This window comes from Candidatus Avelusimicrobium luingense (assembly GCF_902757105.1).
Taxonomy (GTDB): Bacteria; Elusimicrobiota; Elusimicrobia; order Elusimicrobiales; family Elusimicrobiaceae; genus Avelusimicrobium; species Avelusimicrobium luingense.
In genome coordinates, this window is record NZ_CACVTK010000007.1 from 12,573 (window position 1) to 29,531 (window position 16,959).

General features: G+C 43.8%; 11 protein-coding genes. 9 read left to right on the forward strand and 2 right to left on the reverse strand.

Annotated features, from left to right (window positions below; translation table 11 throughout):
• The first annotated feature begins 71 nt into the window (after positions 1–71).
• The 4 genes from ACQY3H_RS06860 (at position 72) to waaF (ending at position 9,012) form a co-directional block, all read left to right on the forward strand.
• A complete protein-coding gene (locus ACQY3H_RS06860) occupies positions 72–3,896 on the forward strand; it encodes a hypothetical protein (RefSeq protein WP_428075888.1) in 3,825 nt (1,274 codons plus the stop codon).
• Positions 3,897–4,063: 167 nt separating this feature from the next.
• Positions 4,064–6,148, forward strand: a complete 2,085-nt coding sequence (locus ACQY3H_RS06865; protein WP_428075890.1) for a hypothetical protein — start codon at positions 4,064–4,066, stop codon at positions 6,146–6,148.
• A gap of 43 nt (positions 6,149–6,191) precedes the next feature.
• The gene (locus ACQY3H_RS06870) at positions 6,192–7,472 is read left to right on the forward strand and encodes a 3-deoxy-D-manno-octulosonic acid transferase (RefSeq protein ID WP_428075892.1); all 1,281 of its coding nucleotides are present in this window, start codon (positions 6,192–6,194) and stop codon (positions 7,470–7,472) included.
• The gene (waaF, locus tag ACQY3H_RS06875) at positions 7,453–9,012 is read left to right on the forward strand and encodes a lipopolysaccharide heptosyltransferase II (protein ID WP_428075894.1); all 1,560 of its coding nucleotides are present in this window, start codon (positions 7,453–7,455) and stop codon (positions 9,010–9,012) included. The genes ACQY3H_RS06870 and waaF overlap by 20 nt, the downstream gene beginning before the upstream one ends.
• A gap of 62 nt (positions 9,013–9,074) precedes the next feature.
• Here the strand turns inward: waaF and ACQY3H_RS06880 are convergent, their stop codons facing one another.
• Positions 9,075–9,536: a hypothetical protein gene (locus tag ACQY3H_RS06880; protein ID WP_428075896.1), complete on the reverse strand. Its 462-nt coding sequence runs from the start codon at positions 9,534–9,536 to the stop codon at positions 9,075–9,077.
• Positions 9,537–9,689: 153 nt separating this feature from the next.
• Between ACQY3H_RS06880 and ACQY3H_RS06885 the strand changes: the two genes are divergently transcribed.
• The 4 genes from ACQY3H_RS06885 (at position 9,690) to groL (ending at position 14,963) form a co-directional block, all read left to right on the forward strand.
• Positions 9,690–12,020: a protein kinase domain-containing protein gene (locus ACQY3H_RS06885; protein ID WP_428075897.1), complete on the forward strand. Its 2,331-nt coding sequence runs from the start codon at positions 9,690–9,692 to the stop codon at positions 12,018–12,020.
• Complete coding sequence (locus tag ACQY3H_RS06890; RefSeq protein ID WP_428075899.1) at positions 12,017–12,844, forward strand: Stp1/IreP family PP2C-type Ser/Thr phosphatase; 828 nt, start codon at positions 12,017–12,019, stop codon at positions 12,842–12,844. The genes ACQY3H_RS06885 and ACQY3H_RS06890 overlap by 4 nt, the downstream gene beginning before the upstream one ends.
• 173 nt (positions 12,845–13,017) lie before the next feature.
• Complete coding sequence (locus ACQY3H_RS06895; RefSeq protein WP_428075901.1) at positions 13,018–13,311, forward strand: co-chaperone GroES; 294 nt, start codon at positions 13,018–13,020, stop codon at positions 13,309–13,311.
• Between the two features lie 17 nt (positions 13,312–13,328).
• The gene (gene groL / locus ACQY3H_RS06900; protein WP_428075903.1) at positions 13,329–14,963 is read left to right on the forward strand and encodes a chaperonin GroEL; all 1,635 of its coding nucleotides are present in this window, start codon (positions 13,329–13,331) and stop codon (positions 14,961–14,963) included.
• Positions 14,964–15,168: 205 nt separating this feature from the next.
• Here the strand turns inward: groL and ACQY3H_RS06905 are convergent, their stop codons facing one another.
• Positions 15,169–15,723: a type IV pilin protein gene (locus ACQY3H_RS06905; RefSeq protein ID WP_428075905.1), complete on the reverse strand. Its 555-nt coding sequence runs from the start codon at positions 15,721–15,723 to the stop codon at positions 15,169–15,171.
• A gap of 180 nt (positions 15,724–15,903) precedes the next feature.
• Here ACQY3H_RS06905 and ACQY3H_RS06910 point away from each other — a divergent pair, with 180 nt between their 5' ends.
• Positions 15,904–16,893, forward strand: coding sequence for a hypothetical protein (locus ACQY3H_RS06910; RefSeq protein ID WP_428075906.1), 990 nt, complete (start codon positions 15,904–15,906; stop codon positions 16,891–16,893).
• Positions 16,894–16,959 lie beyond the last annotated feature (66 nt).

Genomic DNA, 16,959 nt, shown 5'->3' on the forward strand with positions numbered 1-16,959 from the left:
TTAAGGTTTTTCTTGCCGATTATCCGGCAGAGCAACACCTGTCTTTTTTTGTTGTATATATAGGAGCAATTATGATTTTCTTACGGCAATATGCAAGCACTGGGTTGGTTTGCTTATCCTTATTGGTGGCAAACGAAGGAACCGTATTGGCTCAAACGAAGAAAAAAACGCCCACGCCCCCGGCCTCTTCAACCGTAAATGTTAACTTGACAATGCCTCAACGAGATCCTGCCTTACAGGATACTTCTTTTGCTGGTCAAGCCCAACGTGACCAAGCCTTTCAGAAGATAGCCCAAGCCACGAATAAAGCCTTAAAAGAAGAAGAGGCTCCTAAAGCCGTTATTACAGATTATTTAACTCGCATGAAGCAGGCATTGGCCAAAAATCAGTTTGATACTTATAAAACCTTGGTAGATGAATTAAACAATTTAATTATTTCCGATTTGGAAAAAGAATTCTCCACTTTGGCCAAAGCCATTTTGGCCGAAAATAATGTTTATAAACTTATGGTATTACAAGACCATATTTCACAAGGTACTATTTCCGACAAAGATTACGAGCGTACCGTCAACGCATTATATGCCGATATATACCAACCTTGCAAAGGAAATGAATGCGAAGTGCGCGGGGCCATGATTTTAACTTTGGCAACGGCAGGGTCTTTCAATGTGGCCAAGAAACACGGCCACGATATAGCCTTTACAAATAAGATTGTAAGACGTATTTCGGGCGCCGCAAAAAATAATTACGGTGGGTTTGAGTCTGACAAAATCATCGGCGAACATCTTATTCCCGCTTTATCCATTCTCTCCAGCCCGACCGGGATGCGTACCGTCGTGCAAACCTATGTGAACAAATACGGCAAAAAAGGACGTTATGAACCGGCCTCCAACCCGCAAGATGCTTTTTTAATCCAACTGACGGAACTGGCCGTACAGTTTCCGGTATTATTAAAACGGACAGCTCCGAATTCTTACCATACTCCCAATTTATTAGCAGATTGGGCAAACAGTGATAATTTCTTATTGCAATTACGCGGAAATATTGAAATCGGCCGTTCTCAATTTAGGTTAGGTAAAAAATACTATAGCGATGAAACACTCGATCAAGTCAGACAATACTTGCGTACCAAATATTGCAATATCGGCAACGCTTACGGTACAAATATTAAAGGTACCGCCGAAGATAAATTTTTAGCCCGTCGGGATATTTCTTTCGGATACAACAATGGCAACAAATCCGAGGTGCTTACTTCAGCTGGTGCTAGCCGTTGTCATGTCACTACCCCGGCCGAACCGAATCAACAGGAAATCATTGATGATTTGGCGCATACTGCTTTGAAAACAGTCATTTTATTTGCTATTCCGCCGGGTTGTGCTTTAGCCGGTATAGCCAAAGTAGCAAAAAACGCTATTAAAGCCGTTAAATTAGCCAACAAAACAGGCAAACCGTTGCGGGATATTTATAAGACCGCAAAAGCAGTCCACAAGGGACAAAAAGGCTACGATAGAGCTCATGCCCTGGAAAATGCGGCCCGAAATATTCAAAACGGTCCTTCCGCTTTAGGCAGACAAGGTGCTTATGATGCAAAAGTAGCCGCAGAGGCCCGCCAAACCCAAAAGGCTTATGCAGGCCAACGGGGAGTTGCCGGTAGTTCAAAAACCGCCACTCCGACTATACCTACCGCTACCAAAAAGGTCGCGCCAACAGCCGAAGGAACAATTGTTAAAGACGGAAACAGTTGGATTTCTCGCAGCAAGACAGCCCCTACCACGCCACCGCCCGGCGTAGAGGCAAACAGCGGAACATGGCAACGTCAAATCGGTTATGGTGAACAACCGTATATCTGGCGGGGAAATGCCACGAATGCAAATCCGCGGGCAGACAAACTGACAGATATCCCGTCTACGATATCACAGGATAATACCCCGGCATGGGGCGGTTCTTATTACCGGACTCCGACCGATATGACCGGCACGGCGTCGGCGGTACATTATACACCGCAACCCATGGTCCGCGGAGGAAATGGGGGAACGACGACCACCACACGCAACCCGATCGGATATCGCATCAGAGCATCCGAACCGAGCGAGTATATTGTGACAGATAAACTCCGAGATCTCAAATTTGTTGTACGAGAGAGTGAAGGCCCCGCTATTCAAAAAATCTTAACGACGGCAGCGGATAATGTAAGGGCCAAAACAAAAGTAGTACATGATTTAAATATGGAAATCGCCCAATTAGAAAAGAAAGAACAACAATTGTTCAGTTTCTTCGGGCGAGATTCCCGACAAGCAAAACTGGCCCAAAAGCAACAAGAACTTCGCAGAGCCAAAACTGAATATGACCGAGCCGTACATCAACGCAGAGAGGTGTTAACTGCTATCAGAAACGACAAGACACCCCAGGAAATACAAAATGTCTACGAAACGGCTGCCAAATCTTTTGATCCCGCGGCCGCTACGGCCCGTCCGGCCGCACAAGCCAATAACAGCGGTTTAGAAGTAGTTGAAATGTCACCGGAAGAGGCACGACGGTTTGCGGGCCAAGAGTCCGTTACGCCACCAACGACCAAAGGTAGCACCACACGTCCGGCGCCCCAAGCCGATAACGCCGGCGTGGAAGTAGTCGAAATAACACCGGAAGAAGCACGACGGTTGGCAGGCAAGAAGTCCGTTACGCCACCGACGCCCAAAGCCCCTGTCCGAGCAACGACAATCCCGACGAACGGTTTATCTACCCGGCTGAGCGGTCAAATAGAACGGGACGATTTTAAGGAACTTATTAACGAAATATCCACCAACTTGGATAAAGCCAAATCTAATACAGCGCTCTCGGCAGCCCAACGCGCCCGCGTAGAGGAAGCGGAACAGTATTTTGCCCGTTTGACACCCGCGCAAGCCAATGACATTCGCACACTGACTTCCGCTGAATTTAGACAACACGCGGCTGTTTTACGCTCGCCAACGGCAACCGAACACGCTTTCTATGTAGAAGGAGCGGGCTTTGAACATGCTTATGACGTATCTGCTTCGTGGTTTGTGGGACAAGAAAACGGTTTTATTCCTTCTGTGGTAGGAAATCCGCAAGAAGGTTTTTCCAGAATCAAACTGCAACAAACTTTTTCTACGGCGGAAAAAACGAATAAACCCATATTGGTACAAATTACTTCTCACGGAGAAATTGACGGCGCAGGTCGATTTTATATTCCTTCCCGCGGGTTAAATAGTTCTACCCAAATAACGACAACCGAATTAGTAGATGACTTGCAAATGTTGCGCAAAACGACCGGCACTCCGGTAGTTAATTTGCAGTTAGATGCCTGCCACTCCGGACAATTTATGCGGGAATTTGAAGCATTACCCAAAGCCAAGCGGGAAGGTATCAATGTATTTGCTCACTCGGGCGGAGTACAACAGGAAGGGTTATTAGGATCCGGCTTTGCACAAACCAAATCGCGCGGCGTCGGTTCTATTGCCTCGCACCAACAACAAGTGTTAATTGACCAAATTAAGGACGGAAATGTTTTCTCACGCGGATATATTGACGGAGTCTCTTTCAATCCGTTAGAACAAGCCGCCTTACGCGCTAAAGCCGAAGGCAGCCCGTTGGCGACAGAATTACAATTGTTAAGCCGCCTTCAAAATGCTTCCAAACGGGAAGTAGAGGCCATTATGAAACAATATACTAAAATTAATCCCTCTGTCGGATTCAGCCGGGGAAGTAATTTTAACAGAGCCAGTGTCAATGTAAGCAAACAAATTCTTAATTACATTACCGATACTTCTAACAAAATGATCTCCGGCCAACGTTGGGGGAAGCAAGCCGCTTCCTCATCGGGCGGGTTCTTTGGCAAATTCTTTCATAAAGAGCCGGAAATTGTTGGAGTAATATAAGACAAATCAGCGATATACCGTCCTTTCAAAACCCGGAATTTGGTTCCGGGTTTTTTAATTTTGCGGAATATCCGTGGCCCAAAAGGCCCACATACAACTAGGCCCTTTGACCCTTGTTGATAAGACGACAAAAAACTTAAAATAAATAAAGAAAATAGGTACATACTATGAAAAAAATTTTTATTTTAACACTTGTTTTATTAGGTTGCACGTGCGGGGAAACATTTGCCCAAGGGCCACTTGTAACGGCTGGAAAAAGTGCAAAAGTTATACTTCGCAGTAACGAGCAAATGATGCTCATTATGCGTCAATTATCTTCCGAAGGATTAGAATTTAATGGAACTTTAACCGCGTTGGTTGCCAATACCAATTTGCCAAATCCGTCGCAGGTACACTCTTTTGACACCTACATAAACAGCACCTGGCCGGCCCGTGCGGAATCGGCATTAGTTTGGAAAAGCCCTACTCTCAATGTAGAACAGGCCGCCCAATTATTACTTAAGCAAGAACCTATTACCCATTTATCTGCAAAACAACAACAAGATTTTTATTTAATTTCTTATCCGGCCTTAGTATTAGAAGGGCCTTTTGTCGCCGAACCGCAACAACTTTCTTATGCGCTGGCCTATTACCGTAATATTTTAGAAGGCAAACCTGTCAAAGCCACCTTGCCTCAAGCCTTAAGTGATTGGGCCCGCTCCATGGCAGCCGTTACTGATTTGGGGCTGTTGGGCACTTCCAATGATATATTTTTGATTTTGAAAAATGCTAAAAAACCATTTCCGCCTTTAGTTACTCCGTGGACCGATTTAATCACGGTGCAAGCCTTGCTTCAACACGAAGCCTACGATGCTATTGAAGAATTGGCCAAATTCCGTTTGACAAATATCGAAAGCAATCACCCGGAACTTTTATCCAGTTATTGGCATCACATTGCGGAATATATGAATAATATCGGGCATCCGTTATCTATTACGCCCAATAAAATAGCCGGATATTTTTTCCAACGGCCTATGCCATCTAAAATTCAAAGATTACTTGCCCAATATAACCCGTATAATTTATTTTATGTACAACCGTCTGTCAAAGTATTTGAAAACGGGTTAGCCTTGCGTCAAAACTTTTTACAAAAAATGCAACAAGAACAAGTAGCCGAACAAGAAGATTTAACCGATCTTATTTCCCAACAACTTAGTGAGAACATCCGTCCGGAAACGATGCCATCTTCTTCTATCGCGCCGGAACAACTCACTCCGGAAAATATGGGATTTTCACGCTATAACAATCGTGCTATTTGGCAAACGGACCCCAAAGAAGGATATGAAAAATTAATTCGTCGGGCCTTGCAAGAATGTGTCACTTTACGACAACAAATTGAATTAACACAAATAAAACTCAACGGAAATCTCCGCCCCTATCGTACTAAAGAACGGCTGCAATTAGAACGCCAATTGGCTAATTTACAAATGCAATATCAAGCGGCCGAGGCCCGGTTGCATCAAATTCATACCGAGCATGCAAAAAACACCCCGATTGATCAAATTTCTTATTTAACTTATAAAGAACCGTTAGATATAGAAAATGATAACACACTTCCTTTTTCTACCCATTTTGATCCTACTATGTCCACTTCTTCATTAGGATTATTAACATTCTTTCACGCGCCTGTTAGTTCCCGTGAAGAAGCCAATTTGAAACAAGCCTTATTAGATTATGCCGAACATAATGTGACATTAGCCCAACAAGCGGCAAGAAATTCTAATGATCCCGAATTACTGCGCCAACACCAAAATGCTATAGACAAACTGTCCTATATCCACCGGGAAATTATCGCAGGCGCCCCGTATGAAATTATTGTTGTCAATGCGTACGGCGTTTCGGCGGAAGAAACAACCAGCACCCTTTTTGAAATACCGCCCATGCCTTACCGGTTTGAAGGGCATGGCCGTTACAGTTCATTTGAAGCCCCGGTGAAAAATAAATCCGATGGGGATGCAAAACAAAAATTATTTGATGATATCTATTATCACCAAGAAGCATTCTTCCAACAGCAAGTCTTAATGTATCGATACGAGATAAGAGCCATGGAACAAGATAAACGCCTTATCGGACGTAAAAATCGCGCACAGTTGCTGGAAAAATACCGGTTTGAATTAGCCGAAGCTGAAGCGAATTTATTGCGGGCTCAACAACGGATAGAGCGCCTCCTTAACCAAATCAAACAAGGTACTGCAATTAAAGAAATTCACTAAATTTACGCCGCACACCAGCCGAAATTTCATATAATAAGTATATATGGGATTATTTGTATTATTCCTAACCAATTTGATTTTTCCGTTGGCGGCTTTGGGCGTATTGTTTAGTTTCTTATTCTCGGGCCGGAGGGGTTTGCTTGCCCACTTGGGGCAAGAACTTCGCGAACGGTTCGGACTAGAGAAAAAAGACGAAATCATCCAAAACGCCATTTGGTTGCATTGTGCCAGTGTCGGAGAGGTATTATCCGTCCGAGAAGTTATTAGCCAACTTAAAGCGTTTTATAACCGAGATATTTTAATCACTACCTCTACTCAAGCCGGAAAAGAAACCGCTCTTAAAAATCCGCAAGTAAAACAAGCCTTACTCGTTCCGCTTGATTTTTATCCGTCTTGCCGCCGTTTTATTCGGTTGGCTAATCCTTATCGTTTGTTTGTCGTAGAGCGCGAAATCTGGCCCAACCTATTAGAAGCCGCCTTTCAAGCCAATGTTCCGACGGCTCTTATTAACGGGCGCATTTCTGTAAAATCGGCCCGCGCTTATACGTTAATTAAACCGCTTTTTTCGCGCTTATTAAAACATTTATCTTTTGCCGCCTTGCAAACCCCCGAAGATGCCCAACGCTATGAGCGTTTAGGATTACCGCATGAAAACTGCCACATTTGCGGTAACGTTAAATACGATGCACTTAACGATGCTCCTGCCCGCCTCGCCGAAGTAGATAAACTGATCAGTACATTAGGCTGGGGGGGCAAACCGATTGTAGTATTAGGCAGCACGCATCCGCAAGAAGAAACCATGTTATTACGTGCTGCGCCTGAATTTATTAAAAACAATATTCGGTTAATTTTCGCGCCGCGCCATTTAGAGCGTATGCCGGAAATTCGTGACACGTTACGTCAAAGTGGCATTTCCCACACATTTTTCAGCGATACCACTCCCAACAAAAATGCAGTCTTAGTTTGCGCAGATGTTATGGGCTTGTTACCCTCGTTATATGCGCGGGCCACGCTTACATTTGTAGGCGGCTCGGTTGTTCCGCGCGGCGCGCATAATTTGTTGGAACCGGCTATTCTGTCTAAAACCGTTTTATTCGGTAAATATTTTTTTAACACCCCACAAACAGCCGAAGCATTATTAGAAAGAGGTGGGGGAATTTTAGTCAACGAACACGATTTTAAAGCAGTAGTCTTACGGTTAATTGCCGACCCGGCGCAACTGGAAAACATGTCCCAAAAAGCACGCCAAACGGCATTACATTTCAAAGGAGCCACGCAACGTATTATGCAAGTGGTAGAAAATTATGAACGAAAATACAACTAAACAAAAACCGAATATATTAGTGATTCGCTTGTCGTCACTTGGCGATATTGTGCTTTCCTCGCCCGTCTATAAAAACATCAAAGCGGCGTGGCCGGATGCCAAAATCACCTTGATGGTCAAGCCGCAATTTGCCCAAGTGCTGGCCGGACATCCGTATATTGATGAAATTATGGTTGCCAAAAAAGGATTATGGGCCAATGTACGTCAAATCCGTGCGGGGGGATTTACCCACCTGTTAGATTTGCACGTAACGTTAAAAACCATTTTGCTTAGTTTCTTTAGCCGCGTGCCGAACCGTATCCGCTACGATAAAAACTCTCTTGACCGCCGGCTATTTGTTCATTTTCGCCGCATGTCGCCGGTGCTTAAAGACAGCCACAATTTAGATAAGTATTTAGCCGCTTTAAAAGCATGGAATATTCCGGTTAAATACCGTGAATTTAAATTGGGCGATTGGGCCTATAAACATGTGGAAAATCTCGGTAAAAAAATTAATACGATTGCTATTTTCCAAACGTCTTTTATCGGAGACAGCGTACTGACCACTCCGCTCATCCAAAAAACAGCCAAACTGTTTCCGGATGCTAAAATCGTCGTGGTAACTCGCCCGCAAACGGAAGATATTTTCCGCCCGATGAAAGAAGTTTCCCAAATTATCTTAAATGATAAAAAAGGGTGGAACAAAATTGCCGGCGTATGGAAAACCGCCAATGCCATTAAAAAAACACATGCGGATATCTTGCTTGTACCGCACCGCAGTTTCAGAAGTGCGTTAATTGCCTGGCTCTCGCGCGTGCCGATACGCATTGGGTTTACATCCAGCGAAGGCAGATTCTTCTACACGAAAACGGTTCCGTTCTCGTGGATGATTCATGATGCAGAACGCAATTTATCCTTGTTGCAAGGAATTGCCAAAGAACAATTTACGGCTGAAAAATTAAGCATGCGTTATGCCCCGTCTGCCGAAGAAAATGTAGAACGGTTGATGAAAGACTTTAATTTAGAAGGCAAAGTACTCGTCGGTATTCATGCGGGAAGCGCGTGGCCGACCAAATGCTGGCCGATGGAATATTTCGTTAAACTCATTAGCCGCTTGCAAAGCGAATTAGGCGTGCAAGCCGTGCTTATCGGTGGGGGGAAAGAAGACACCGCCCAAGGTGAAAAAATCTGCCAACTTTCTACCGGACATGCTGCCAGTTTATGCGGTAAAACAAGTCTGGCCGATTTGATGGCGTTAATGAAACATTTTAAATTGTTCATTACCAACGATTCCGGCCCCATGCATATTGCTACCGCGTTTGATGTGCCGACGCTCGCCATCTTCGGGCCGACGACGCGCGAATTAGGATTCTTCCCATATGGCGAAGGACACCGCGTTATGGAAGTGAAAGATTTGCCTTGCCGCCCTTGTGCTTTACACGGCGGAAAGAAATGTCCGAAAAAACATTTTAAATGTATGCGTGACATTTCGCCGGATGTAGTATTTGAAAACGCCAAAGAGATGTTAGAAAAAGCCGGCGTTCTTCCGGTAAAAAAATAAGGAAATTTTTACTAAAAAACCCGGAGACAAATTCTACGGGTTTTTTGTTTGCTACATAACCATCAAAAGTCGTCTTCGGGCTGCTCGTCCAGAGCGGCTTTGGTTTCTTGAAATAACTTTTTAATTTCTTTAATTTTTTCCAAGGGCAACCAAACCCCTTTTTTGGTCCAGCCCTTTTCATCTTCCCATTGTCGTAATACCAACCCGCGCACGCCTTTAAGCATACCGAAACCGGCCACAATACAGATTCCCGGACGTTTGGCAAATTTGCCCAAGGAGTCCGGAGGGATATTTTGCGGCTCATCGGATAGCGCAGATATTTTGGCGGTAAGCGCCCGTACGATTGGCGGAGTAAGCGTTACACCATCATGAGTGGGCGCATTAAGCCCATCCATATCTATATACCTGCGTATAGACACATAACGAAAATTGCGATATACATCTATACTAAAGTGTATCTCACTTTTATCGTCTAAGGTTAACACCCCGATTTCCCTAAGTACCGTAAAACTGCTTTCACTCATATTTATCCATCTGTCTTAAAACCAGATGCCCCCTATTATAAAACCCGAAAATATGGTATGATATTGCTAGTTATATTGTAACGGTTAGATGCCGGAAAAGCAAGCCGTTTTTAGTCATACCTCAAACCCGGCATCCAAAACAGAGAAAATAGTATGAGCGAACTCCCTTCTTTAGTCGGACAAATTATCTCCGGTTGTGAGATTTTAGAAAAAACCGCCGAAGGCGGCATGGGGTCTGTGTACCGGGCCCGTCACCGCGCCTTAAACCGCATTGTCTGCGTAAAAATTTTAAGTCCGGCTTTATCTAAAGATAAAAAAGCCGTAGAATTATTCTTAACCGAAGCACGCGCTATTGCCGAACTGGATCACCCCAATATCGTTAATGTATATAACGTAGGTAAAGAGCATGGATATTATTTTATTGTGATGTCCTTTATTGAAGGGCAAACACTCTCTTCCATGCTGAAGAAAGAAAAAGTCCTTCCGGTAGGAAAGGTTTTAGATTTATTTGACGGTGTATTGCAAGGGTTGGACGCCGCACACGCCAAAGGCATTATTCACCGCGATATTAAACCGTCTAACATTTTAATTACTCCGCAAGGGCAAGCCAAATTGGTGGACTTCGGTATCGCCAAAAAAGTAGAAAAAGGCGGTTCTACCAAAACCAGTGAACTGGCAGGAACGGCTTACTTCATTGCGCCGGAACAGGCATTAGGCCAAAATTTAGATACCCGCGCCGATTTATATTCTATCGGGGCAAGTTTATTTTACGTTTTAACAGGGCAATTTCCGTATAACGGCAAAACTACGATTGATATTATCCAAAAACACATTAACGATCCCGTGCCGGACCCGAATAAATTACGCAAAGATTTACCGGCATGGTTAGGGCCTGCTATTCAAAAGTTAATGAGTAAAAACCCGGATGATCGTTTTGCTACCGCCAAAGAAACCTATTTATTTTTCCGCAAGATGCGCGCAGACGATCAACTTCGTTTGCAATCGGGCAGCGCCGGGAAAGCCATTGATTTGGGTGGGGAAGCCCCTAAAATGGTCGTGAAAGATGAACGGCAACATACCCAAACTTTTCATACGCCGCAACGTCAGGCACAACTTAAAACGCCTACACAACCGACGATAAATACCTCGTTGATGCCTAAAATTAACGTAGGCGCAGCCGCCCCCGATCCTGCACCGACTGCTCCCGAAAAAGCAGCACAATCCACAACGCAAATGTTAAATACGCAGAATGTGGCGACCAATCCTATTTATACAGGAACAAATAAAAAATCTTCTGTATTTGATTCGTCGCTTTCTCCGGCTGATAAAAAGGATATTCGTTCGTTAATTATTTTCTTGCCGTTATTTTTGTTATTTGCCGGGTTAATTACGTTTGTATTTTATAACTTAGGGACTATCGGATCCGTGCATTTGTCAAATTCGGCAGGCTTATTGCATAACTTTATTTCGCCGTTTATTGCTTCGCAATATGCTCCTAATCAAATGATATTTACGTTATTAAGCGGAGTGATGATTGTGCTCATATTCGCCTCGTCTTCCATACGGGCATTTTCTCATTCCACAACCGTGCTACTCTTTTTAGCCCTTGTATCATTTGTAGCAGGGTTATTTACGCCGCATGCACCGGTAATGGATATCAGTCATATGTTCCAATATATCTTTTCACCGGAATATTACTTCTGCTATTTGATTATTTCCTTATCATTAGGAATATCAATCTGCTGGACAATAAACCGTTCGCGCATGCAAGGTGTTTTAGGTGCCGCATTAGTTATTTTTGCTATCGGAATGTCCTTTGCCTCGTCTCACTTAACAATCGCACCGGATACCAAAGAAATCTTTTTCTCTGCGCTGTTCTATATTGCACTATTCTGCGGAATTTGTGCCGTGTATTATTTGTCTTCACAAAGACATAAAGATTCTATCCTATTACCTTGTTTCTTGTTGTTAGTTGCAGTAGGGGGGATATGGATATATACGGTGTCTGGCTTAGTAGCCTCTACCAATAAAACATTAGATGTACTGATTTCACAAGTAGATGTACGACTCAATGCAGAAACACGTGAAGGTACCGAACCGGAAGACAGTGTCCTTAATGAGAGTGTCCTTAATTTGAAAACCACTAAAAGACCGTCATTAAAAAACATTGACCGTTCTAATGAATTTACCGGTATGCCATTAGAAGAAGTAGCCAAAGAATTAAATGTACGTATTGAAAAAGCGGCACCTAATTTATTAGATGATGATACACGCGCCTTATTTGCGGGCCTATTGGCGCCGTTCTATCAAGGCGGACGCCAAGCCATGAAATGGCGGATATGGGGTTATGCATTTACATATCCTATTCATCACTTTAACCGTAATGCTCAAACCAACGGGGCCTATTTCTTCTTAATTGCCATGTTATATTTGGTAGGGCTAGTCGGTTGTGCCAATACCATTATCTTTAGGGAGGAGTTATGAGCCATTTTGATATAGAATTTGCCGCCGTAACCGATATTGGCAAAATCAGAGAAAAAAATGAAGATAACGTGCTGATTTCTTCTTCCTTAGGATTAGGGGTAGTGGCCGACGGAATGGGGGGGCATAGTGCCGGAGAAGTAGCCAGCAATATTGCCGTTTCCGTATTGGCCGAAACCGTACGCAAATTAAACAACGGCCAACTTAAAATTCCCGCCACCTTTTTACCCAAGTTAGATTATACCGAACGTAAAATGTTAATGGCAGCGAACTTGGCCAATATCGCCATTTACTCTACGGCCCAATCGTCTGAAATTTACAAGATGATGGGTACCACGTTAACGGGCGTTATTTTTGACCACGATTACGCTACGGCTGTTCACGTAGGCGATTCCCGCTTATATTTGTTCCGTAACGATAAAATTGTTCAAATCACCACCGATCACTCCTTGGCTAACGAACAAGTACGTCGCGGCTTACTCACGCGCGCAGAAGCCGACCGCTCTAAAATTCAAAACGTGCTTACGCGTGCTATGGGTATTAAAAAGAACATTGAATTTGACTTGTTAAAATTCCCTATCAAAGCAGGAGACGAAATTTTGCTCTGCTCCGATGGCCTTTATAAAGGCCTTCGTGAAAGTGATATGGCAGATATTTTACGCAACGGCAAAGATATGCCGATTGTCAAACTGTGCAAACAATTAGTTAATTGCTCTAACGAAAAAGACGGACAGGATAACATTTCTGCCGTACTTATCAAAGTCATGCCACCTAAAAAATTGACTTTCCGGCAACGGATGCGTCGGTTTTTTGGGGTTAAATCGTAATATTTAACGACCTCATTTTTACGTCTGAAATCAACCCTTCTTTTTTAGCACTCAAAAAGAAGGGTTGACAATTATGTAAAGATATGCTAAATTAGCATTATGCTTGAAAGAGTGCTAAAAACACTACCCCAAGCACATCAACTTTAATTCCAAAAATAAGGAGTGTATGGAATATGGCAGAAGTAAAAATTAAACCGTTGGGTGACCGTGTAATCGTGAAGCCCATTGAAAGAGAGACGATGAAAGGGGGAATCATCATTCCTGACACCGCCAAAGAAAAACCGATGGAAGGGGAAGTATTAGCCGTCGGCCCGGGTAAATTAAATGAAAAAGGCGAACGCGCCGCTATGGACGTTAAAAAAGGCGACCGCGTGTTGTACGGGAAATACTCCGGTACGGAAGTAAAATTAGATGATGAAACGTATTTAATTATTCACCAAGACGAAATCTTGGGTATTTTGGGGTAAAATAAGAGGTATTAAAAATGGCAAAACAAATTGTGTACGGCGATGAAGCCCGCGCCAAAATGAAATCGGGTATTGAAAAAGTAGCCAATGCTGTAAAAGTTACGTTAGGGCCTAAGGGTCGCAGCGTAGTGTTAGAAAAAAAGTTCGGCTCGCCGCTTATTATTGACGACGGTGTAACCATTGCTAAAGACATTGAATTAGAAGATAAATTTGAAAATATGGGCGCCCAACTCATTCGCGAAGTAGCGTCCAAAACCAACGACGTCGCCGGTGACGGTACCACCTCGGCTACCGTTTTAGCCAATGCGATGCTTACCGAAGGTATTAAGAATATTACCGCCGGAGCCAACCCGACTCTTGTTAAGAAAGGTATTGAAATGGCCGTAGAAGCCACCAAAGAACAACTTAACAAAATGCACAAACCGGTCAAAACCAAAGAAGAAAAAGCGCAAATTGCCACCATTTCTTCTAACGACCGCGAAATCGGAAATATGATTGCCGAAGCCATTGAAAAAGTCGGCGCGGAAGGTGTTATTACCGTAGAAGAAGGCAAAACCGCTACCACGCAATTAGACGTCGTAGAAGGTATGCAATTTGACCGCGGTTATATTTCGCCTTATTTTGTAACCGATTCCGAACGCATGGAATGTGTGTTGGAAAACCCATACGTGATCATTACCGATAAAAAAGTTTCGTCTATGAACGAATTATTGCCGGTATTGGAAAAAGTAGTACAAAGCGGCAGACAATTCTTAATCATCGCCGAAGATGTAGACGGTGAAGCACTTGCTACGTTAGTTGTCAACAAACTTCGCGGTACCTTGAAAGGTTGCGCCGTAAAAGCCCCCGGCTTTGGCGACCGCCGCAAAGAAATGCTTGAAGATATCGCTATTTTAACAGGCGGAGAAGTACTCGCTGAAGAACGCGGCATTAAGTTAGACAAAGCCGAACTGGCCATGCTCGGTCAATGCGCCCGCGTCGTGATTGACAAAGAAAATACGACCATCGTCAGCGGCAAAGGCAGCAAAGAAGCCATCGCAGCCCGCTCGGAACAAATCCGCAAACAAATTGAAAATTCCAAGAGCGAATACGATAAAGAAAAACTCCAAGAACGCTTGGCCAAACTCTCCGGTGGTGTAGCCGTCATCAGCGTAGGGGCCGCTACCGAAACGGAACTTAAAGCCAAAAAAGCCAAAGTGGAAGATGCTAAAAACGCCACCAAAGCCGGCGTGGAAGAAGGTATCGTTCCCGGCGGCGGTGTGGCTTTAGCGCGCTGCCAACAAGCCTTGGATAATTTGAAAGCCGATAACGATGATATCCGCACCGGTATCAATATCGTTCGCAAAGCCTTAACCGCTCCGTTAAAACAAATTGCAGTCAATGCAGGTTTGGACGGTGCTGTTGTCGTGGATAAAGTACTTGCCATGAAAGGCGCAGCCGACGGTTATGATGCCGAAAAAGACGAATATTGCGATCTCTTGAAAGCGGGGGTAGTTGACCCGGCTAAAGTGGTTCGCACCGCGCTAGAAAATGCGGCGTCTATCACCGGAACGGTATTACTGACCGAAGCGTTAGTAGCCGATGCACCGGAAAAAGAACATAACCATGCGCCGGCCATGCCCGGCATGGGCGGTATGGGCGGCATGATGTAAGTGCGAGGCGCACTCCCAGTGCCCGCGCGTTACGCGTAATTTAACCCCCTTGTGGCAAGTGTCCGCGAGGGGGTTCGTTTTGAGTTTTTACTAAACACCATAAGATGTCCTTTACGAAAGAGCGGATAAGAAAATTTCTTATCCGCTCTTTTTTTCATATACACAAAACAAAAAAATCCCCGCGTCTAAGCGCGGGGTTGTTCAACTAATTAAGTTCGTAATAATAATAACCGCTTACCCAACCGTCGGGGGTACTGGTACTGGTGGCCGTACCCGTTTGCCCACCGCTCATAGCCTTACATATCGCCTTGTATTTTTCTTCTTTGGCTATGCAAGTTGCGTTTTGAATAGGCGTTCCGTCAATCGCGGCAAACCCGCGGGCATACATTAAATGATAATCATTGTCCCCGCATTTTACTGATCCGGCAATACCTGCTCCGTTAGGAAATAACATACAGCAAAACATTTTATTATTTTTCCGGCAGACGCCATTGGATATATCATTTTGCGTACTCATATCGGCAGGTATTTCCACAGCTAACTCGTCTAATGTAGTAGGCCAACTGCTATTAGCCAAATAAAACGCATCAGCAGATTGTGCCAAACTGCCGGCCAAGGCACGGTACGTCGCAAAGCGCGATTTTTCCACCGCTTGCGTATATTGCGGCAACGCCACCGCCGCCAATATGCCGATAATCAAAACTACCACTAACAATTCTATGAGCGTAAAACCTTTTACACATTCCGATTGATTTTTCATATGTTTATTCCTTATTGTCACACTATTTCTATAAATAAAAATAGCAAAAAACAAATCGGATATCAAGTTTTATGATATCAAACTTCTCAAAAGCCAAAAGGCCCAGACGGTAATAGGTCTTTTGACCCTCGTCGGACAATCTATAAATTATCTAAAATATAATAAAGGAGATTATTAATCATGAAATTTTTAGTAACATTTTTCTTACTGCTGGCGGGGGGAAATTTTGCTTTTGCAACGACGACGCACGATACAATTCACGAACAATTAACCCGTAGCGTAGCGCAACAACAAATAAGTCCGGCCGGATTTTCCAATGAAGGAGCCATAGAGAAAAATCACCGGATAACCTTTACCGCTTTCGACGGCAGATTCGTACAGGAAGATCATAATTTCGCCCCGATGGAACAGGCGACGATTTATTGTAAAGCCTATGCGTTAGATGCCCATTGGACGTTAGTAGCAGCCCCTTGCGCACACGCTTTTGCTTTTAACGGTTGGAAGAAAAATATCCCGTATGCCCAACAGATTTATTCCGTTTCCATGCATACCAACAACTTTGAAAATTGGGACAGTATTTTTCAAGATGATACAAATTATTTTTTAGGTTGGATTTCTAAAAACGGGCAACTGCCGCACGAAGATACCCACATGGCCTATAACAATCACATTATGCTGATTTGGCACGAACAACGACTCTATGAAGGGCCATACGTAAATGTGCTTGCCACGACATCACCTGAACAATTATTTGCATTAGAAACCAACAATACCTTCAAAATCAATACCGCGCGTTACATGTTTTTTTCCGACAGCATACGCGAGCGTTCTTTGCAAAAAGGCTCCGTCAAAGGCAATACGTTTAGATTAGATGAAAGTGCCACCGACTTATCCGGTACATCCACCGATCCGCTGTTTTTAATTACCCCGCAACATACCGAATTTATTGCCGGATATAATGCCGCCAAATTAGGTAAAAAATGGTTTCGTGCCCAGTGGCTATCCGGTGAGAAAAGTTTAGAAGGGTTGGCTTGTCCGGTTTGGTACAGTTTAACAAAAAATGATTTACAGTTTATTGAACAAACCGTCCGCGCTTATCGCCCGCAAGATTGGTTTAGTATTAAAGGCCGTTTATTTTTCAACCAAACGCAAACGCCCTTTTTTAAGTAAGTCCTAAAACAATCTAGGTCTTTTTTACTGCGTATATTAGGTCTTAAGACCGATGAAACTTTAGTT